This is a genomic window from Nocardia sp. NPDC057455 (assembly GCF_042802775.1).
In the GTDB taxonomy this organism is placed as follows: domain Bacteria; phylum Actinomycetota; class Actinomycetes; order Mycobacteriales; family Mycobacteriaceae; genus Nocardia.
Genome location: NZ_JBHVDM010000033.1, coordinates 18,028 through 36,535, shown reverse-complemented (window position 1 = coordinate 36,535; position 18,508 = coordinate 18,028). Strand labels below are relative to the sequence as shown.

Here is an 18,508-nt window from a genome sequence, read left to right as displayed (position 1 = left end):
CAGACGATGCTGGAGAACCGGGCCACGCGCGGCCGCCCACGTGGCACCACCAAACGCGAACTCGAAGTGATCGCCATGCGGCTGTTCGCCGAACGAGGCTTCGACGAGACCACCGTCGAGCAGATCGCCGCCGCCGCGGGTATCAGCGGGCGCACCTTCTTCCGCTACTTCCCCACCAAGGCGGAGGTGCTCTGGTGGCAGTTCGACGACGAGGTCGCCGCGCTGCGCGCCGCATTCGCGACGGTGCCGGACGACGTTCCGATGATGACCGCCGTGCGCCGAGTCGTGGTGAGCGCCAACCAATATCGCGCCGAGGACGTCCCCGAACTGCGCACCCGCATGCAGCTGGTGGCCACCGTCCCCGCGCTGTCGGCCACCGCAGGAGCGCACTACGACGCCTGGGAGCGCACGGTCAGCGTCTTCGCGGCGGGGCGGCTGGGCGAACCGGAGGACGGGCTCATCCCGCTGGCCGTCGGGCGGACCACGCTGGCGGCGGCGCGGGCCGCCTTCGACGCCTGGCTCGCCCGCGCGGACGCGGACCTCACGGTGTATTTGGACCAGGCGCTCGCCGGGCTGGAACGCGGGTTCGCTCCGGTGCCGTGAATTCGGCGGAACAGGACACAGTTACGCGACCGATCGCGGGCGGGTGGCCGGCGACAACTGTCCCCTCAACAGCATCCCCGGCTACCGCATCAACCTTTCCGGATGCGGCACCGACTCGCCGACCCCCAGCACCGACTCGCCTCCGCCGATCCGGTCGCGGGCTCATCCGTCTGGCGACAACGTGAGTCGTGCCACGTCCGGTCGGCGATATCGACCGGTCGTCCAGGGCCGATGCCGTCCGCACCGGGTCTCTCGACGAGGCGCTCGCGGCACCGGCAAGGGGATTTGCACCGGGCGGGCGGAATCAGGATCTTCCGGCGGGCTAACGTCAGGTTTCACCGGCGACCTCGTTGGGGTATGACTAGGCTCGGTATCGGCGAGCAGCCGAACGCACGACTTCCCGACAGACCCGTCGAAAGGGGCAGGAGTTTCCATGTCCGAGGTGTCCATCAGCCTTTCGGCGGATTCCCTGACCGCGGGACCGATCGATCAACTGCTGCCGCAGCTCGTCGAGCACCTGCGGCAGAACCGCACCGCGCTGCGCGAAGAGTGGGCCCGCCGCATCGCCGACGCCCAACTACTCACCGCCATGACCCCGGAGGAGATCTTCTCCGAGGCGACCTCGATCTACGACGGCTACGTCGACGTGCTCGAGACCGGTAGCGTGGAAGCGCTCCAGGCTTACGCGCGCGACCTGTCCGAACGCATCATCCCGAGAGGCGTCGAGACCGACGAAGTCATCGGCATCGTGCTGCTCCTGCGCGACGTGCTCGCACGCAGCCTTTTCGAGAAGTACCAGTCGGACTTCGAACTGCTGAACAAGGTGCTCGACGCCTACGAACCGGCCGCCAACCGCATCGCCAACACGGTGACCGTGTCCTTCGTCCAGGAGCGCGAGCGGGTCATCCGCCAGCAGCAGGAAGCCATCCGCGAGCTGTCCACGCCGGTACTTCAGGTGCGTGAGCAGCTGCTGATCCTTCCCATCATCGGCGTGCTGGACAGCCAGCGCGCCCGCCAGCTCACCGAGCAGCTGCTGCGCGCCATCCGCGCCAACCGCGCGAAAGTGGTCGTCATCGACATCACCGGTGTGCCCCAGATCGACTCCACCGTGGCCAACCACCTGGTGCAGACCGTCGACGCGTCCGGGCTGATGGGCGCGAACGTGATCATCACCGGCCTGTCCTCGGAGATCGCGCTCACCCTGGTCACCATCGGTCTGGACCTGTCGAAGATGAACGCGGTCGGCGACCTGCAGGGAGGCATCGAAGAAGCGGAACGGCTGCTGGGCTACGAGGTTTCCCGCGTCACCGAACGGGTTACCGAACGCGACGGCCGCTGATCGGGCGCCCCACATGCCGGTTCCGATTCTCAAACAGGGTACGTATCTCATCGCGTCGGTTCAGTCCGCTCTGACCGATGCCGATACCGAGCGCCTGCAGGACGACCTGATGAAACAGGTCAGCAAATATCGGGCACACGGCATCATCGTCGATGTCACCGCCATCGACGTGATGGATTCGTTCGCCGCGAGATCGTTGCGTACCATCGCGCACATGACGCAGCTGCGCGGCGCCGAAACGGTGATCGTCGGTCTGCAACCCGAAGTCGCTTTCGCCATGGTGCAACTCGGCCTCACCTTCGAGGACATGCACACCGCCCTCGATCTGGAAGAGGGACTCGCCTGGTTGGACCGAAAGATCCCAGCCCGTCGCCAGCGAGACGGTCGTGACAGTGGCCGCTGATAACGTGGTGATCGCGGTCAGGGTGTCCGGAGACATCGTGACCGCACGTCAAGCCGGACGCGAACTGGCAGCAAAGCTCGGATTCACCCTGACCGATCGCACGATGATCTCCACGGCGATCTCCGAAATCGCCCGCAACATCACCAGTTACGCGGGTAGCGGGGAAATTCGCTTGCTCGTCGACGACCGCGAGGGTCGTCAAGCCCTGGTGGTGCAGGCCGAGGATCAGGGACCTGGAATCCTCGACATCGCCCGGGCCCTGGAGGACGGCTACTCCACCGGACGCGGGCTCGGGCTCGGTCTTCCCGGCGCCCGGCGGTTGATGGACCGGCTGACCGTGGATTCGGCACCGGGTCGCGGCACGCTGGTGGAAATGTGGAAGTGGGTACCGAACGGTGCATGAGGACGGGTTCATCGGCCGGATCGAGTGGGCGGTGGCCGGTCGCGCACTGCCCGGTCAACAGGTCTCCGGTGACCGTGGCGTGGTCCTCGACGCCGGCGGGGGCACCGTCCTCTTCGCGGTCCTCGACGGGCTCGGGCACGGCGCCGCCGCGGCGGACGCGGCCGATCGCGCCACGCGAGTGCTGTCGGAGAATCGCGCCGAACCGCTGGACGTGCTGATGGTGCTGTGCCATCGGGCGATCGCCGACACCAGGGGGGCGGCGATCTCGCTGGCCCTGTTCGACGAGGGTGACACGGTGCGCTGGCTCGGGGTCGGCAATGTCGAATCCCAGGTGCTGACCGCGGGTCCCGCGGGCCTGAGGGTACACGCGACCGTCCTGCTGACGGCGGGCATCGTCGGCTATCGCCTCCCGGCGACCCTCCAGGCGCAGACCGTCGCGGTCCGTCCCGGTGACCTGTTACTGATGTCCACCGACGGCATCGTCACCGAATCCACCGCCGACATCGACCTTTCCAAATCCACCGCCGACATCACCGCCGACATGCTCGCCCGGCACGCCAAGGACACCGACGACGCGCTGGTGCTCGCGGCGCGGCACCGCGGCGCGGCTGGAGCAGGGGCAGCCAGATGAGCGCTCTGCTGGCCGACTTCCTGGACGCCTACGCCGATGCGCTACGGCGGCACATGGACTCGTCCACCCAGGCCGGCCTCGCCGAGGGGTACGAGCTGGGCCGGCGCGCCCTGGTCGAAGGCATCAGCCTGCTCGATCTCACCGAGAACCACTTCCGGGTGGTCCAGGACGTGGAGGACCAGCGACAGAAGGAGACTTCCGCCGAGGGCGGCGACTCCGGGGCCCGCCTGCCGGAGACCGCGCTGGAATTCCTCCTGCAGACCCTCGTTCCGCTCGACATCGCCACCCGCGGCTATCTCGACGGCACCCGGCGCTACGAGCAGCAGCGTTCCCGCGCCGACGATCTCGCCGGGCGCGACGCGTTCCGCACCGCCTTGGTGGAATCGCTGCAGGACGGCTTCTTCGTCGCCGACGCGCAGGGCACCATCATCGAGGTCAACACCGCGTTCGGTGCCTTGACCGGCTACGGCGCCGCGGGTGTGCCCTACGCGCTGCCGCATCCGTGGTCGAGTCCCGAGGGGCCGCGCTATCCCGACCTCGGTACCGAGGCGCAGCGCTTCGTCATCCCGATCCGTCACCGCGACGGCCGGAACGTGTGGCTCGCGGTGAGCACCAGCGCGCTGATCAAACCCGAGGACAACGAGCGGATCTTCGTCGGCACCCTGCGCGACATCACCGCCGAACACGACGCGCAGGCACGCGACCAGGCCGCGTCGCGGCTGGCCACCGCCGTCGGCGCGGCCACCAGTGTGGTCGAAGTGCTCGCCGTCGGGCTCGACGAGGTGCGCAGCACGGTGGGCGCGCAGACCGCGGTGGTGGCGGTGTGGCCGAGCCGCAACGCCGTGCCGGAGGTGTACATCTCCGGTGTGGGCGCCGACGGCGCGTCACACGACGGCGCCGCGTCGCTCGACGACCGCTCGCGCGCACTGCTGGATCGGGCCAGGCGCAGGCCGCCGCGCAGCCTGCTGGCCATTCCGGAAGGGGCCGACAGTTCCGTGGGCATCGTCGCGCCGCTCGGCGAGACGGGCGACGCGGCGATGTGGTTACGCTTCGCCGCGCCCCGGGCGATCAGCGCCGCCGACTGGACGCTGTTCTCCCTGCTGATCGGCCATCTCAGTCTCGCGGTCCAGCGGGCGCGCAACTTCGACCAGGCCCGCGCCACCTCGCTGACCCTGCAGCGGGCCATGCTCGGCCCGATCGATCTGCCGCCGCGTTTCTCGGTGCACTACGAGCCCGCTCTGCCGCCGCTGGAGATCGGCGGCGACTGGTACGACGTGGTGCCGCTGCGCGACGGCACCATCGGCGTGGTGGTCGGCGACTGCGTCGGGCGTGGCCTGTCGGCCGCGGTGGTGATGGGCCAATTGCGGACCGCTGCCCGCGCGCTGCTGCTGCGCGGCGCGGGACCGGCGCAGTTGCTCGCCGAACTCGACACCGTCGCCGCGCGCATCCCGGGCGCCATGTGCACCACGGTGTGCGCCGCGGTGCTGGACCCGGTGCGCGGACTGGTCCGCTACAGCAATGCCGGTCACATGCCGCCGATCCTCGCCGACGTCGCCACGACCGGCCGGATGCTGGAAGGCGGGCGGGCGGTGCCGCTGGCGACCTTCGATACGCCGCGCAGGCCGGAGGCCACCACGGCGCTGACCCCCGGTTCCACCTTGGTGCTGTTCACCGACGGCTTGGTCGAACAGCGCGGCGTCGACATCGATGAAGGGTTCGCCAAGATCGCCGCGGTACTCGCCGACACCCCGGGGCGCCTGCCCCGTGAAGTGGCCGACGCGGTGCTCTCGCGCCTGCGGCCCGCCGCGGGCTACGACGACGACGTCGCAATGGTGGTCTACCGCCAGCCGCCCGCGCCGCTGCGGCTGGACGTGCCCGCGCGCGCGAACGAACTCGCGGTGCTGCGGCGAACGCTGAAGGGATGGCTGGCCGCCGCGGCGGTGCCGCACGACTTGGCCGCCGATCTGGTCGCCGCGGCCAACGAGGCGTGCAGCAACAGCATCGAGCACGCCTATCGCAGCGACGACACCGGTCGGGTGCGGATGGCGGCCACCTGCGATATCGACACCGTCGTCATCGTGGTCACCGACACCGGCAGCTGGAAGCCACGGGCAGCCGATCCCGGCTATCGTGGCCGCGGCATCGATATGATGCGCGCGCTGACCGAGGAACTCGATATCGACCACTCGGAAGCGGGCACGACCGTGCGGATGTCGGTGACGCTGCCCGCGATCACGTTCCCGGTGGCCAATCCGTTGCGCGGGACGAACCGCCGGATTTCCGGCTGACGGTGCGCGCTGCCGACTGGATAGGAGTGGCGGGCCGCACTCCGTAAATTCGGAATTGCATGCCCCGGTACGGGTTACCGGATTCCGCCCATTCGCTCACGATCATGCCGAACGCGCCGTCGAATCTGCTGTCCGGATGAACATAACAACCGTAGAGACGCGGCACGATATCCGGGCCGCCCGGCGCCCAGAAAGACCCTTTCACCGGACGATAGGTCCAGGCCGTGCGCCAGTTGTCCGTGATTCTCGCGGCGACCTTGACGAAGGCGCCGTAGGCCCCGGCGTCGAATCCCGACATCACCCAATTCCCCTGAATCCGCCGTATTCCGATCTCGCCGAGCTTCGTGCCGTCGGCCAGGATGCCGAAGCGCGGATCGCCGCCCGGATCCCGGCCCCATCCCCAGTCCAGCCCGTTCCAGCCCCATCCCTGCCAGGCCGCCGGGTCGACGAGCGTGTCATGGCTTTCGCGTACCCGCCACAACAGCATGTTCTTGTTCCGCGCGAGCCCGCCGGTGGAGATGATGTAGACGTAGCCGTCGCCACCGCGTTCCCAGGAGATCATGGTGCGTTTGCCGCCGTAGGCGCTGGTCGACCACCGGACCGCGGTATCGGTCCAGCTCTCTCCGTTGTCGTCGGAATATCGGATCTCGCACCACCGCTCGTTCGCCAATCCCTGGGTGACCATCACCCACAGATAGATTCGGCCGCCGATCGTTATGGCGTCGCAGGGCAGGATCGTGGAGTACTGCGGATTGTCGTGCGCGTAATCCCAGAGTTGCCGGGCGTCCCGCGCCGCCGACCGGAATTCGATCGGCCAGGACATATCGTGCGTACCGCTGCGCAACAGCATCGGCGAACGCCAATTCGGTCCTCCGACTCTCGGTTCGGTGCCGGAGAACGTGTCACCGAGGACGTATCCGATCTCGCCGCTGGGCATGCGGAAGGGGATGAAGAGATCCGAGCCGCCGATATCGGCCATCGGGAGCGGATTCAAATTCTTGATCTTGGGCATCGCCGGATCCTGTCGATTCTCGGAGCGTCGCTTATCAGATCGGCTCGTAGGAATCACCACGGAGTGTGGATGGGCTACCTCCCCAGTATCGGCCGTCGATGGCTATGATGTTGCTGCTCCGGTCATTCGAGGCCGAAAGGAAATGGGGAAACCGACTGCGCAGCTTGTGTTTCGGCAGTTCGACGCCTCATCGTGCCTGGTGTCGCCGTTGCGCGAGATCCATTGCCGGTCGCGGCATCGAAGATGCACGGTGTTCGCCGACTGCGCCGACCGTTGCCCCCCTCATCCCAACCCTCGACTAGCGATTCCGCCCGCGACAGCGGTTGCAGCAAACGCTCGAATCGGACCCCTCCGGATCGGCCACCGGGTTGCTGGGCGCGGGGCGCGCGGTGTTCTCGATCGTCAGCAGCACGAGCATCGTCGCAGTGCTCACGCCTACTTCGTGGCAAGCCTCACCCAGGTGCGCCCGTCGATCTACCGACTCCTCCCGCGCTCCCCCACGCCCGCGCGATTCTGATCGGCGACAAATCTTCGCCGAGGTCAGCGGCTACTAGGGCTCGGTGTCACCGCATCCGACGGAGCAGGCGTATGACGGCGCTGTCGATGATCGCCCGCTCCGCATCGGCGGAATCGGCCCGGTTCGCGCGCCGCAGTGTCGCGTCGTCGACGGGTTCACCCTGCGCGGTGCGGTAACTGAACCCGCGCCCGCGCCGGACACGTTCGACTCCGCCGTCATACGGTCGGCTACGGCGCAATCGCATTCAGTCACCGCGGTGCTCGGGGCCGGGTGTAGCGCGTTGTGTGCTCATATCTCATAGCTGCCCTGTCTCCGACCGGCGAGACAGCCCGAGGCGCCAGGTCCCGGCAGTTCGACCTGGCGCGGCACGATATTCCGGAGTGAGTCCGGCCGGAACCTACTTGGCCGGCGGGACGAAGGGCTGGTTGACCGTGGTGAAGTACTGGACGAGGGCGGCGACGGCGACGGGCGCGGTAACGAAGAGTTGACCGGCGAGCGTGCCCAGTGCGCCGACTGCCAGGATGCCGCCCAGGCAGCCGACGGCGGCGGCCGGAATGAACGGACCGAACATACCCACGATCGTGGCGGCCGCGACCGTGGCGCCCGCGATGCCTCCGAGCACACAGCCGACGACGCCGCCACCGAGGCCACCGACGACGGTGCCGATCGCGGCGCCCGACGCGATGGTGTCCTTCAGCCGGGTGAAAGCCGCGACTTCGCGCTCGTATGGCGTCCTCCAGTGCGCCGAGTCCTCGAACGGAAGGGCGACGGGCCGGTACGCCGCGTGCTCGATGTCGAACAACGGCGTGAGCGTGGCGGTCCGGCCGCTGATATCGGCCGCGATCGGGAAGACGAAATCATCGACACGAAACTCCAGGGGCGTGCCCGCGAGTAGCGTGCCGTCGGTCGCCTCGATCGCGAATACTCCGTTCTCGGCCTGCAACGAGCCCGAGTCGACCTGGACGACCACGCTCTCGGCGGAGCTGGTGGCGGTGTAGTTGACGACTTCCGAACCGGCGTCATGAGGTGCGGCGAGTGCATGTCCGGCCGAGGCGCCGGCAATCGCGACCGCGAGCGTCGATACCGTGGCGATCTTGCGCAAAACCATGTCTTGGGAGCCCTGTCCTTCGCTGTGCTGCCGTCAGTCCTGTTTCACCGTGCCCAGTACGGCCCCGCTGGTCGCGTCGATCGTCACCTCGTGTTCGATGCCGTCTGGCGTGCGGAGTTCGACCTCCCACACCGTCGTCGCCCCTTCGGCGTCGAGTTCGGCGGACACCACGGTGCTACCGGGCACGGCTTCGAGCGCCTTGTCGACGGCTTGCTGCCTGCCGATCGCGGGAGCCGCGGTGAGTTCCCAGTCGTGATCGGACAAGTAGGCGGCGACGCCGTGCCGGCCGGGCGCCTGATCATCGGTAGCGGCGTACAGCGCCATGGGCCCACCGACGAGGAGAGCGGCGACAGCGGCGCCGGCGAGGAGCCCGCGCCGACCGGGCAGTACGCGGCGAACAGTGGCTTTCATCCTGAAACCTCCTATGCGAGTTGTGATCCGAAGATGCCGATCACATTCGCAGGCAGCGGCTTAAGGCAGCCTGAAGTCACCTGAAATCGTTTTCAGGAATGGCGATTTGCGGTTTTCCATGCCATTGCCGGACCGGCGGCGTTAAGGTCGGTCTCGGGTCGGGGTTTCCGGGGGTTTTCGCATTCGTCTCCGTCGGTCAGTCCCGACGCTGCCCGTGTCGGCCGTGCCCGCTGCTCGGCCGACGCCGAGGCGCGAGGGTGGGTGCGCTCGATCCCCTCCGACTGCACCCGCCTTCCCGGATCGCCTTCGCTCGGCCCCGGGGATGCACGGCCGGCCTTCACTCAGCGACGAACTCCGCCTCGCGCTCGACCGCCTCGATGGTGTTGCGCGGCACCTGGATCGGACCGGGGGTGTAGGTGATCGCGCGCAGTGCGCCGGTGTAGCGGAACGTGCCACGGCGTTCGCGCAGCTCCCAGGCCACCGGACCGCGAGCGTCGACGCCGACGGAGATTCCGGTCCACGGCGACATGCCGACCAACTGGACCTGGTCGAGTAGTTGTGCGACGTGGACGCCATCGATCTGGAGGGTGAAATCCCACCGCAGCCGGGGTCGCACCGTGGCACGCACGGTGATGCGCCGCGCCCCTGCCGCGAGGGGTCGCGTCGTGACGCTGTCGTAGCGGCCGTAGCTGTTGACCCCGAATGTCACCCGGCCGTCCTCGACGTAGAGCACATAACCGCCCAGCGGATCACCGTGTGCGACGAGCACCCCTTCGTCACCGGACGCGTAGCCGGCGAGTTCCGCCTCGATGACGAAGTCCCGATAGGCGATCAGTCGCTGTGCGCGATACCGTTCCAAGGTCGGCGTACCGGGCAGCAGCCGGACGGGGGCCGAGAATCTCTCCTCCTCCGGCCGCCGCCGAGCCAGATCGTGGCGTGTGAGCAGCGGGAACACCGTATTCGCCCAGGCCGATTCGTCCCATGCGGCGGCCAGTTCCGCGACTTTCTCCGGGAATCGCCCGGACAGATCGTGCAGTTCCGTCGGATCGGTGCGGACGTCGAACAGCTGCCACCTCGGCTCATCGATATCGGTCCCCGGCTCGTAGAGCGAAAGCAGTTTCCACCCGTCCCGATAGAAGCCGCGGTTGCCGACCATCTCCGAGTACTGCTCGGTGTGTCCGGACACCGCCTGTGGGTCACGCAGCGTCGCCACGGCCGACACGCCGTCGAACTCCTTGGCAGGCACGCCGTTGCGCACGCTCGGGCGCCGCAACCCGGCCAGCTCCAGCAATGTCGGCGCGAGATCGGTGACGTAGGTGTACTGGTGCCGGATACCGTTGTCATCGTCGCCGCGCGGCAGTCCCTCTGGCCAGGAGATCAGGAACGGCACGCGCACACCGCCGGCGAAGGTCTGACCCTTGTAGAAGCGGAACGGTGTATTGGACGCCTGGCCCCATCCCCGCGGGTAGTGGACGCCCAGCTTCGCGGTGCCGATCAACTCCTCATCGTGCGGGACGTCGCCGACCCAGTCCGGATCGGTGATGTGGGCGAACTCCGCGAAGTAGGTGCGGGTACCCTCCGGCCCACCCTCGGCGGTCCCGCCGTTGTCCGAGGTGAAGACCACGATGGTGTTGTCTAGTTCGCCGAGTTCTTCGAGCGTGTCGACGAGGCGCCCGAGGCTCTGGTCGATGCTGTCGACCATGCCCGCGTACACCTCCATGTACCGGGCGAATCGTCGCTGCTGCGCGGGCGTCAGCGAATCCCACTCCGCCGCTTCGTATCCCGGTTCGGTATTGCGCGGTTTCTGCTGTGTCCCGGCGGGAAAGAGGCCCTGGGCGAGTTGTGCGGCGAACCGGCTCCTGCGCAGTTCGTCCCATCCCTTCGCGTAGCGACCGCGATATTTGGCCAGATCCGCGGGTTTGGCCTGCAACGGACCGTGCATGGCCACGTGGGCGAAATACAGGAAGAACGGTTTGCCGGCGTCGTGCGCGCGCAGGTCCTTGACGTAGGCGATGGCTTTGTCGGTCAGATCATCGGTGAGGTAATACCCCTGCGGGTACTCCTCGATATCGACGACCGAGGAGTCCGAGACCAGCTGATTCGGGTAGTAGAAGGAGTTGAGCCCCTCGAGCGAGCCGTAATACCGGTCGAAGCCACGCTGCGTCGGCCAGGAATCCCGGTGGGCGGCGGGATTCATCGTGGCGTCGCGCACCAGGTGCCATTTGCCGACCGCGTAGGTGGCGTAGCCGTTGCTTCGCAGGATTTCCGGCAGCGTCAGTACGTCATCCGCCAGTTCCAGTCGAAGTCCCGGGTAGCCGGGGTCGGCATTGGCGACGAAGCCGAACCCAGCGCGGTGGGCGTTGATGCCGGTGAGCAGCGACGCGCGCGACGGCGAGCACAGTGGGGTGGTGTGGTAGTTGGTCAGTCGAAGACCGTTCGCGGCCAACCGGTCCAGCGTCGGGGTCTCGATCTCGGAGCCGAACGGGCCGATGTCGCTGTATCCCATGTCATCGATGAGCACCACGACGATGTTCGGAGCACCCTCGGGGGCGGTGGGCGGATGACGCCAATCCGGCGCCGAGTCGGCCGTGGTGCGACCGATCGAGCCGCCGAAGTCTTCGTAGCCGCGAGCAAGGGGTGGGACAGGCATCTGTGTAGTCAAAGCGACTCGAGGCCCAGCTCACCATGCTTTCGCGCATCATGCGCCGAACAGGTGACCGGGGTGGTCCGGTGTTGTCGACCCCGCCGTCGACCCCTATGCCCACCCGCGCGACGGCCCCTGCCCGTCGTGCAAGGCTTCGACCAGGTCGGCGACATCCGCCGCGTTCGGCGCGTAGCCGGGGAAATAGCAGCACACTTCCCCGATTCCGGCGCCGAAGCGGGTGCGGATCTGCGCCGCGCACTCTTCCGGTGTGCCTGCCACCCCGATCGTGCGCACCATCTCGTCGGACACCAGCGCCCGCATCTCGGCGAAACCGCCCGTCTTGGACAACTCGTTGAGCCGGGAGTGCAACGGCGCCCAGCCCTCGACCTCGAGCACGGGACGATAGGCGGGCGTGGAGCCGTAGAACGCGATAAGCGAGCCCACCCCGTCCAGCGCGGCGGTCAGAGCTTCCTGCGTGCGTCCGAGTGCGACCATCACCTGGGCGATCACCGGGAAGCCGTCCTGGGTCCGGCCGGACCGGCGCAGGCCCTCGGCGACGGCGGGCAGGGTGCGCTCTCTGAAGTGGCGCTCGCTGTTGAACGGCATCACCAGCAACCCGTCGGCGACTTCGGCGGCCTTGCGGGTCATCACCGGCCCGAGTGCGCCCATCAGCACCGGCGGCGGGCCGAACGGGTTCGGTCCGGGATCGAAGGTGGGCGGCAGCAAAGTGTGCGTGTAGTACTTGCCGCGGAAGTTCAACGGCGCCCGGCCTTCCCACGCGGCGAAGATCGCCCGCACCGCCGCCACGCTCTCCGCGGTACGTTCCGCGGGCGCGCCCCAACTGCTGCCGTAGCGCTTCTCGATGTGGGCGCGGATCTGCGAGCCGAGCCCGAGCCGAAACCGGCCTTCACTGTAGACCTGCAGGTCGTAGGCCGCGTGCGCCAGATGCATCGGGCTGCGCGGCCCGGCGATCGCTACGTTCGTCATCAGCTCCAGCGACGTCGCCCCGGCCGCGACGACGAGCGGGAAGAACACGTCGTGCGGGCCCTCGAACGTGAACAGGCCGTCGGCGCCGGTCTCGGCCAGCTCCCGCGCGTCGGTCGCGGCCTGCCGTGGCGCTCCGGTGACCTGTAGATGGACCTTCACTTCGACCTCCGTCGGCCAACGGCGCGCCACGCCTTCCGCGACACGTCGCCCTCATCGTATGGACAGCACTCCGTGCACGTGTCCAGTCCGGGAAGAATCCGTCGTCGAGCGCTACGGACCGTGGCCGCGCACCGATCGACGTCCGGGCTGCCCGGGCTTTCGCGCGGCGAAATCCTCACCGCCTCGGCAGCGGCGATCCGGCGCGGCGGGCGAACTCGGCATCACGCGTTGTCACCGGTGGTCGGGCGCGGTCACAGACCGGGGAGCCGGTTCTCCCACAGCGTGACCACGACCACGATGTCTCCGTACGGCGCCGCGCCCATCGCCAGTCTGTGCGCGAGGCGCGCCAAGCCGACCCGTCTTCCGTATTTGGTGTCCATACCGGCCCGCACCTGGTCGAACAATGGTCCGGTCCGGAGCAATTCGGCCATACCTTGGTGCTGGCGCGACCCGAGTGCCGGCGCACCGTGCCGGTCCCCCGCCTGCACGATGACCCGGCGGTCGCGGGCCAGGTACCGGGCCTCGCTCGAATGCGACGAGATCCGGAAGGCCAGGCGCCCGTGGTCGACCGGTAACACCAGGTGCGGCACGGTAGTCCAGTGTCCGGATGCCTCCGGCTGCGGATAGGTCGCCAGCACTGTGCTCGCATCCCACCACAGCATCCCGGGCTGCCATTCGCTGGGACGGTCCGGGACCGCGGGAACGCGACGCGCCGCCGGGGGTGGGTTGTCTCGCCGTGGGGTGTATCCGTGGACTCCGCTGCCGAGCAAGGAGCCGCCGTGCGCTGAATAGGTCATTGCGTGGGAACCTCCGGGACAGGTGCGAGTTGCGGGGATTTCGATTCGATCTCCGTCTTTGCGATCGGCGCTGCGGCGCCATGGCGACGGTGTCCGGGTCTTACACTCGGCTACCGGTTGCGGCTCGAGGAAAATCTATTCGGGAACTCATAGATTTTGTGTACCACCGGACTCATGCAGGTGCAAGGACCTGATCGTGTCCGCGCGAATCGCAGTCGAATCGTCATGCTCCGCGCCGGGCCGGGAAGACACCACGACCGTCCGGTTCGGACCGGTGGATCCGGATCGCGTTCACGGCCGCGAACAGCACTCCGATGCCGATCAGGATGGAACCCCGTAACCACACCGCACCATCGATCCGGGTGAACAGGAACAGACAGGAGGCCAGCCCGAGCCACGGCACGACGACGGGCACTCGGAAATGCTCCGCTTGGTCGCTCTCGCGCCGCAGGATCAGCACCGACACGTTGACCGCTGCGAAGACGACCAGCAACAACAACACCAGCGTCTCCGCGAGCGAGGCCACCTCCCCGGTCAATGCGAGCAGCAACGACACCGCCGTCGTGACACCGATCGCCACCCACGGCGTCCGGCGGCCCGGCAAGATCCGGCCCAATGCCCGCGGAAGCAGACCCTCGCGAGCCATGCCATAGGCCAATCGCGAGGACATGATGCCGGTCAGCAGGGCGCCGTTCGCCACGGCCACCAAGGCGACCACCGCGAACAACTTGTCCGGTACGCCTCCGGCCAGGCGCACCACCTCGAGGAGCGGACCGCTCGAGTCCGCCAGCCGGTCGGTGGGTACCGCCGCACCGGCCACCACCCCGATCAGCAAGTACACGCCACCGGCGGTGAGCAACGCGCCGAAGAGCGCGCGCGGATAGGACTTGCGCGGGTCGGCGACTTCCTCCGCCAGATTCACCGACGTCTCGAACCCGACGAACGAGTAGAAGGCCAGGACGGCGCCCGCGAGGGTCGCGCCGACCACGCCCTGCTCCGCTGTCCCCACCGCGGTGAGCCGGCCCGGATCGGCATCCCCCCGAATCATCACCCACGCGCCGAGCCCGACGACCATGACGAGCCCACCGAGTTCGACCAGCGTCGCAGCCACGTTGGCGCCCAGCGACTCCTTGATCCCGGAGACGTTGAGCAACGCCAACGCGGCGAGGAACACCACCACGACCAGCGCGGTGGGCAGAGTCACCAACGCGCCGAGATAATCCGCGGCGAACGCTCTGCTCAGCGCCGCCACCGACACGACACCCGCGGCGAGCATGCAGAATCCGACCAGCGACCCGGCCGCGGGCCCGAGCGCACGGCTCGCGTAATGGGCCGAGCCGCCCGCCTTCGGGTACTTGGTCGCCAACTCGGCATAGGAACCGGCGGTGAGGCAGGCGAGACCGAGCGCCACCAGCAGCGGCAACCAGATCGCGCCGCCCGACTCCCGCGCGATGGCCCCGACCAGCACGTAGACGCCCGCCCCCAGGATGTCACCGAGGATGAAGAAGAACAGCAGAGGCGTGCTGACCGCCCGTCGCAAAGAATCCACCACAGAGCGGCGGATACCCGCGTTACCGGCGTTGATGCTCCCGGCGATGGCGCCATGTCCCGCTGATCCTCACACCGGCGGCGCGGCGATCGCGCGAAGGGGAGCCGCCTGTGCACGAAGCCGAACGCGGCCGCGCTGGCCAGCACCAACCCGGCTCCCTCGCCGAAGACAGGCGCGTACCGATGGAACAGGAACGATCGGAGGATCAGTTCCTGCGGGTACACGTTCAACACGGGATACAGCACCATCACCGCCAGCCACACCCGAGGAGGGCGTGCTCTGTCCCGCACTGCGAGTGCGTGGCTCGTGAGGCGGTTCACGCGCCGGTGGACCGGTCGTGGCGCATACCGAATCCGCACCGGGGAAAACCGGTTCGGTGACGAACAACGCGCCATCTGGACCGGCGCCGACGGTCCCGATCTCGAAGCGGACGGGCAGCTTCCAATTCTGGTTCGCCGATCAACGCTGGGCATGGTCGGATGAGGTCGCGGCCTTGCATGGTTACGCGCCGGGTGAGGTGACACCGACGACGGAATTGCTCTTGGCACACAAACATCCCGACGACCGCGCCGAGGTCGCCGACACCCTGGCGACGGCGGTGCGAACCGGGCAGCCGTTCAGCGGCCGCCACCGCATCATCGATACCGCGGGGATCGTGCACCACGTACTGGTGGTGGGAGATCGGATGCATGATTCCACCGGTGCGGTGGTCGGCACGGCGGGGTTCTATATCGATGTCACCGACACCGTCGACGAGGAACGCCAGGAAATCATCGACGGGACACTGCCGGAAATGGTGGCCGCCCGCGAAGTGATCGAGCAGGTCAAGGGAGCCTTGATGCTGGTGTACGGGATCTCGGCCGATCAGGCGTTCCGCGTGCTGACCTGGCGATCGCAGGAGACGAACACGAAGTTGCGCGTTCTGGCCGAGCAACTGGTGGCCGCGCTGACCGATTTCGGTGGCGCCGGGGTGCAGACGCGTACCCGCTTCGACCACGTGCTGCTCACCGTGCACGAACGCCCGATCCAAGGCCACCGTTGAGGTGATTACACCGGCCATTCCACCCCGCCGATTGAACTGAGCCGGGGCGGGTAGATCGAAGCGACACGGAAAGAGGTTTGTCATGGCACGCGAGAAAGAGAAGAAGGACCAGAACAGCGGCGAGCCCAAGGGAGGCAGGCCGGGCCCGACCGATCAGAACCGACACGGTGGAATGGCGACCCGGGAGATAGCCCCGGAACTGACCACCGATGAGGCGCAAGAACCGCGGGACTGATTTGTTCGGCTTCCGCCGGCGGTACCGGAGCAGGCCGTCGCTCGAGCGTGCGGCGGCCGGATTGCTCGAAAGACCACGCAAACCAACCGAGCCCCGCACCGGTCTGCATCGGTTCGGGGCTCGCTCGGGGGTATTCGTGCCTATCCACCGATCGCTCGGTAGCTTTGACCTGTCGAATGTACCGGGTAGCGTGCGGGATCGCCAAATCCGAGTCCCGCAGCGGCCGAATCGTTTAGCGAGCGACTTGTCTCGACCGTCGCGAGAACCGACACCGCCCGGCGGACGACCTCAGATGAGGTTCTTCTGCTTGCGGATGCGCCGTCGCAGGTCGACCATCAGCCCGTGTGATCCCCCATGGCGGATGAAGCGCGGAATGAAACGGTTGACGAAGGAGACGAACACGAACAGGTTCTCGAAGCGCCGCTGGTCGGCGGCGGTCCATTCCACGCGCAGTTGTTCCCGGAAGATCGGGGCGAGGAATCCGATGGTGAGAAACCGGAGCAGGCTCCGGAAAGGCAGCCGCAGAGACCAGTGGATCATACGAAGCTCGAGCAAGTTCCCGAGATAGCCCCGGACATAGTCGTCCAGCACGACTTGCTCGCACGCGGTGTTCCAATATTCGTCGAATGCGGCTCTGGTGGCGGGCCACATGTCCTCCGTTACCTGCAGGGTGGTGCCCAGGGTGGAGGACGAGGCATAGAACGCTTCGGCCTGCTCGTCGTTCATTCTTCCGTGCAACAGCTGGTAAGTGTCCTCGAAGCCGATGTAAAGACAAGCGGCCACCCACAATTGAAGGTTGCGGTCGAAGGCGTTGTACTTCACCGCGGCACCCGGAGCCGAATGCACCTGCCGGTGCGCCACATTCACCGCTTCGCGATAGGCGTTGCGCTCTTCCTCGGTGCCGAGGATGGCGACCGCGAGATATTGCGTCGTCGTACGCGCGCGTTTCCACGGATGCTTCATCAGCGACCCGGATTCGACTTTGCTCTCGGCCACGCCGTAGCCGACACCCGGCCGGGCCATCTGCATGACGACGTTCGCCGCGGCACCGGCGAAGGACCAGAAGTCCAGAGCGTCGGTGAGCTTGATGGGCCGTTTGGTGAACGGTTGATGCGTAACGCTGATACCGATCCGGGTGCGGTCCTTGGTCAGCGGCACACCGTGGTCTCGATCGGATTGATGAGCGACTGCGGTCATCGGGATGTCCTTCCATCTGCGTTCACACGTCGCGCGACCAGGCGAATCAGTCGCGTCGACATCAGCCGGACGCCGCCGAACACCAGCCCGGTGGCGGAGAGCGCAACGAGGAACTCGAAGACGGTCAACTCCGCTCCGAGCACAGCGCTGACGGTCGATGCCGTGCCGAGACGTCCCGTGGATTCCGGAGCCGGAATCCGGCCGAGCCCGACACGCCCCCACCGCGACCGTCCATCCGCGAAAGCAATGGCGCGCATCGGACTCCCCTGTCGACGGCCCGAACGGCCAACCGGCAACTATGTTACTGATCATTCTACTACGTTGCCGACTCGTTTCGAAGGCAAAATAGCATGCTAAATGCTTATTTACAGGCTATCGAGAACATATGTTTCCGCTAGTTCCTTCGGTCTGCCAAGATGGGGCAATAGTCGGGACTCAGCTGCGGGCGCGGCGAAGAGCCGAGCCCGGCATGCGATCACGACTGCGGCGGCAACGCCAACGGCGAGTTGACCTTGTTCACCAACCACCGGTCACCGACCTTCTCCAGGCGCATCACCATCGAAAGCTGCCCCGGCGCGGGCTTGCCCTTGGTGCCGAGACTGGTGATGGTCTGGCCGATGACCACGATCGCTTCGGCGGAGTGCTCGTCCCCGGCGCGGATCGCGCACTGCACGTCGCGCGTGGCCGATGTGACCTGGCCTTGGCCGAGCACCTCACGCAGTTCGGCGCTGGTGGACTCGAACTGTTTCTTCCAGTCGCCGGTGGCGCCGTCGCCGACCGCGGCGAAATAGGCGTCGAGATTCTTCGAGTCGTAGTTCGCCAGAATGGGCGCATAACGGCAGGCCGCGGCGCGCGCGTCCTCCTGCGCTGCCAGCAGGTCCTTGCTGTTGTCGTTCTGGACGTACCAGTAACCGGCGGAGGCCACCGACACACCCACGAGGATCGCGGCAGCCGAGCGCAGTGCGATCGGCCCGGGACGCCCGATCGGCAGGCGGCGCAGTCGATCCCACCGGCCGGCGGACGCCGCGAGGCTCGCATCGGACTCCGCGCCGCCGTCCACCCGCACAGCCGTCGTGTCCTCGGAGCCGGCTTGTACCGGCTCGACAGCGCGCTCTTCCGACTGCGTCGCGGGCGACTCGGCTTCGGCGGTCGGCTCGACGTCTTCACTCTTCATCGGAATCTC

Annotated in this window: 17 protein-coding genes; 8 read left to right on the top strand and 9 right to left on the bottom strand. The window is 67.5% G+C overall.

Annotation, left to right across the window (positions count from 1 at the left end):
* Positions 1-6: 6 nt before the first annotated feature.
* From mftR to ACFU5M_RS15955, 6 genes are all read left to right on the top strand, one after another.
* Positions 7-603, top strand: coding sequence for a mycofactocin system transcriptional regulator (gene mftR, locus ACFU5M_RS15980; protein WP_379049301.1), 597 nt, complete (start codon positions 7-9; stop codon positions 601-603).
* A gap of 433 nt (positions 604-1,036) precedes the next feature.
* The gene (locus ACFU5M_RS15975) at positions 1,037-1,942 is read left to right on the top strand and encodes an STAS domain-containing protein (protein WP_379049299.1); all 906 of its coding nucleotides are present in this window, start codon (positions 1,037-1,039) and stop codon (positions 1,940-1,942) included.
* Between the two features lie 13 nt (positions 1,943-1,955).
* A complete protein-coding gene (locus tag ACFU5M_RS15970) occupies positions 1,956-2,345 on the top strand; it encodes an STAS domain-containing protein (protein ID WP_039798459.1) in 390 nt (129 codons plus the stop codon).
* Positions 2,335-2,748 (top strand): ATP-binding protein, encoded by a 414-nt coding sequence (locus ACFU5M_RS15965; RefSeq protein WP_379049298.1) that lies wholly within the window; start codon positions 2,335-2,337, stop codon positions 2,746-2,748. The genes ACFU5M_RS15970 and ACFU5M_RS15965 overlap by 11 nt, the downstream gene beginning before the upstream one ends.
* Positions 2,741-3,379 carry a SpoIIE family protein phosphatase gene (locus ACFU5M_RS15960; protein WP_379049296.1) on the top strand — a complete coding sequence of 213 codons (639 nt, stop codon included), beginning with the start codon at positions 2,741-2,743 and terminating at the stop codon, positions 3,377-3,379. Before ACFU5M_RS15965 ends, ACFU5M_RS15960 begins: the two co-directional genes overlap by 8 nt.
* Complete coding sequence (locus tag ACFU5M_RS15955) at positions 3,376-5,667, top strand: SpoIIE family protein phosphatase (RefSeq protein WP_379049295.1); 2,292 nt, start codon at positions 3,376-3,378, stop codon at positions 5,665-5,667. Before ACFU5M_RS15960 ends, ACFU5M_RS15955 begins: the two co-directional genes overlap by 4 nt.
* Here ACFU5M_RS15955 and ACFU5M_RS15950 read toward each other — a convergent pair.
* The 7 genes from ACFU5M_RS15950 to ACFU5M_RS15920 all read right to left on the bottom strand — a co-directional run bounded on the left by ACFU5M_RS15950 (position 5,612) and on the right by ACFU5M_RS15920 (position 14,854).
* Positions 5,612-6,679, bottom strand: a complete 1,068-nt coding sequence (locus ACFU5M_RS15950) for a DUF4185 domain-containing protein (protein WP_379049293.1) — start codon at positions 6,677-6,679, stop codon at positions 5,612-5,614. The genes ACFU5M_RS15955 and ACFU5M_RS15950 overlap by 56 nt on opposite strands.
* A gap of 914 nt (positions 6,680-7,593) precedes the next feature.
* Positions 7,594-8,304, bottom strand: a complete 711-nt coding sequence (locus tag ACFU5M_RS15945) for a hypothetical protein (protein WP_379049291.1) — start codon at positions 8,302-8,304, stop codon at positions 7,594-7,596.
* 33 nt (positions 8,305-8,337) lie between these two features.
* Complete coding sequence (locus ACFU5M_RS15940) at positions 8,338-8,715, bottom strand: PepSY domain-containing protein (protein ID WP_379049289.1); 378 nt, start codon at positions 8,713-8,715, stop codon at positions 8,338-8,340.
* A gap of 337 nt (positions 8,716-9,052) precedes the next feature.
* Positions 9,053-11,365, bottom strand: coding sequence for an arylsulfatase (locus ACFU5M_RS15935; RefSeq protein WP_379049287.1), 2,313 nt, complete (start codon positions 11,363-11,365; stop codon positions 9,053-9,055).
* Positions 11,366-11,470: 105 nt separating this feature from the next.
* Entirely contained in the window at positions 11,471-12,505 is a 1,035-nt protein-coding gene (locus ACFU5M_RS15930; RefSeq protein WP_379049285.1) for a TIGR03617 family F420-dependent LLM class oxidoreductase, read from the bottom strand.
* A 251-nt stretch (positions 12,506-12,756) separates the two neighbouring features.
* Positions 12,757-13,302, bottom strand: a complete 546-nt coding sequence (locus tag ACFU5M_RS15925) for a hypothetical protein (protein ID WP_379049283.1) — start codon at positions 13,300-13,302, stop codon at positions 12,757-12,759.
* A gap of 223 nt (positions 13,303-13,525) precedes the next feature.
* Positions 13,526-14,854: an APC family permease gene (locus ACFU5M_RS15920; RefSeq protein WP_379049281.1), complete on the bottom strand. Its 1,329-nt coding sequence runs from the start codon at positions 14,852-14,854 to the stop codon at positions 13,526-13,528.
* A 334-nt stretch (positions 14,855-15,188) separates the two neighbouring features.
* On the opposite strand from ACFU5M_RS15920, the gene ACFU5M_RS15915 reads away from it, so the two are divergent.
* Both ACFU5M_RS15915 and ACFU5M_RS15910 read left to right on the top strand, forming a co-directional pair.
* A complete protein-coding gene (locus tag ACFU5M_RS15915) occupies positions 15,189-15,893 on the top strand; it encodes a PAS and ANTAR domain-containing protein (RefSeq protein ID WP_379049279.1) in 705 nt (234 codons plus the stop codon).
* Between the two features lie 82 nt (positions 15,894-15,975).
* Positions 15,976-16,128, top strand: a complete 153-nt coding sequence (locus ACFU5M_RS15910) for a hypothetical protein (protein ID WP_379049278.1) — start codon at positions 15,976-15,978, stop codon at positions 16,126-16,128.
* Between the two features lie 288 nt (positions 16,129-16,416).
* On the opposite strand, the gene ACFU5M_RS15905 is transcribed toward ACFU5M_RS15910, so the two are convergent.
* Both ACFU5M_RS15905 and ACFU5M_RS15900 read right to left on the bottom strand, forming a co-directional pair.
* Complete coding sequence (locus ACFU5M_RS15905; RefSeq protein WP_379049276.1) at positions 16,417-17,325, bottom strand: oxygenase MpaB family protein; 909 nt, start codon at positions 17,323-17,325, stop codon at positions 16,417-16,419.
* A 475-nt stretch (positions 17,326-17,800) separates the two neighbouring features.
* Positions 17,801-18,499: a hypothetical protein gene (locus ACFU5M_RS15900; RefSeq protein WP_379049274.1), complete on the bottom strand. Its 699-nt coding sequence runs from the start codon at positions 18,497-18,499 to the stop codon at positions 17,801-17,803.
* Between the last annotated feature and the right edge of the window lie 9 nt (positions 18,500-18,508).

Excerpts from the sequence above, each read along its gene's own strand:
- ACFU5M_RS15925 (WP_379049283.1), bottom strand. The coding sequence starts at position 13,302 with ATGACCTATTCAGCGCACGGCGGCTCCTTGCTCGGCAGCGGAGTCCAC.
- ACFU5M_RS15910 (WP_379049278.1), top strand. The coding sequence starts at position 15,976 with ATGGCACGCGAGAAAGAGAAGAAGGACCAGAACAGCGGCGAGCCCAAG.
- ACFU5M_RS15975 (WP_379049299.1), top strand. The coding sequence starts at position 1,037 with ATGTCCGAGGTGTCCATCAGCCTTTCGGCGGATTCCCTGACCGCGGGA.
- ACFU5M_RS15970 (WP_039798459.1), top strand. The coding sequence starts at position 1,956 with ATGCCGGTTCCGATTCTCAAACAGGGTACGTATCTCATCGCGTCGGTT.
- mftR (WP_379049301.1), top strand. The coding sequence starts at position 7 with ATGCTGGAGAACCGGGCCACGCGCGGCCGCCCACGTGGCACCACCAAA.
- ACFU5M_RS15950 (WP_379049293.1), bottom strand. The coding sequence starts at position 6,679 with ATGCCCAAGATCAAGAATTTGAATCCGCTCCCGATGGCCGATATCGGC.
- ACFU5M_RS15940 (WP_379049289.1), bottom strand. The coding sequence starts at position 8,715 with ATGAAAGCCACTGTTCGCCGCGTACTGCCCGGTCGGCGCGGGCTCCTC.
- ACFU5M_RS15905 (WP_379049276.1), bottom strand. The coding sequence starts at position 17,325 with ATGACCGCAGTCGCTCATCAATCCGATCGAGACCACGGTGTGCCGCTG.
- ACFU5M_RS15955 (WP_379049295.1), top strand. The coding sequence starts at position 3,376 with ATGAGCGCTCTGCTGGCCGACTTCCTGGACGCCTACGCCGATGCGCTA.
- ACFU5M_RS15900 (WP_379049274.1), bottom strand. The coding sequence starts at position 18,499 with ATGAAGAGTGAAGACGTCGAGCCGACCGCCGAAGCCGAGTCGCCCGCG.
- ACFU5M_RS15945 (WP_379049291.1), bottom strand. The coding sequence starts at position 8,304 with ATGGTTTTGCGCAAGATCGCCACGGTATCGACGCTCGCGGTCGCGATT.
- ACFU5M_RS15935 (WP_379049287.1), bottom strand. The coding sequence starts at position 11,365 with ATGCCTGTCCCACCCCTTGCTCGCGGCTACGAAGACTTCGGCGGCTCG.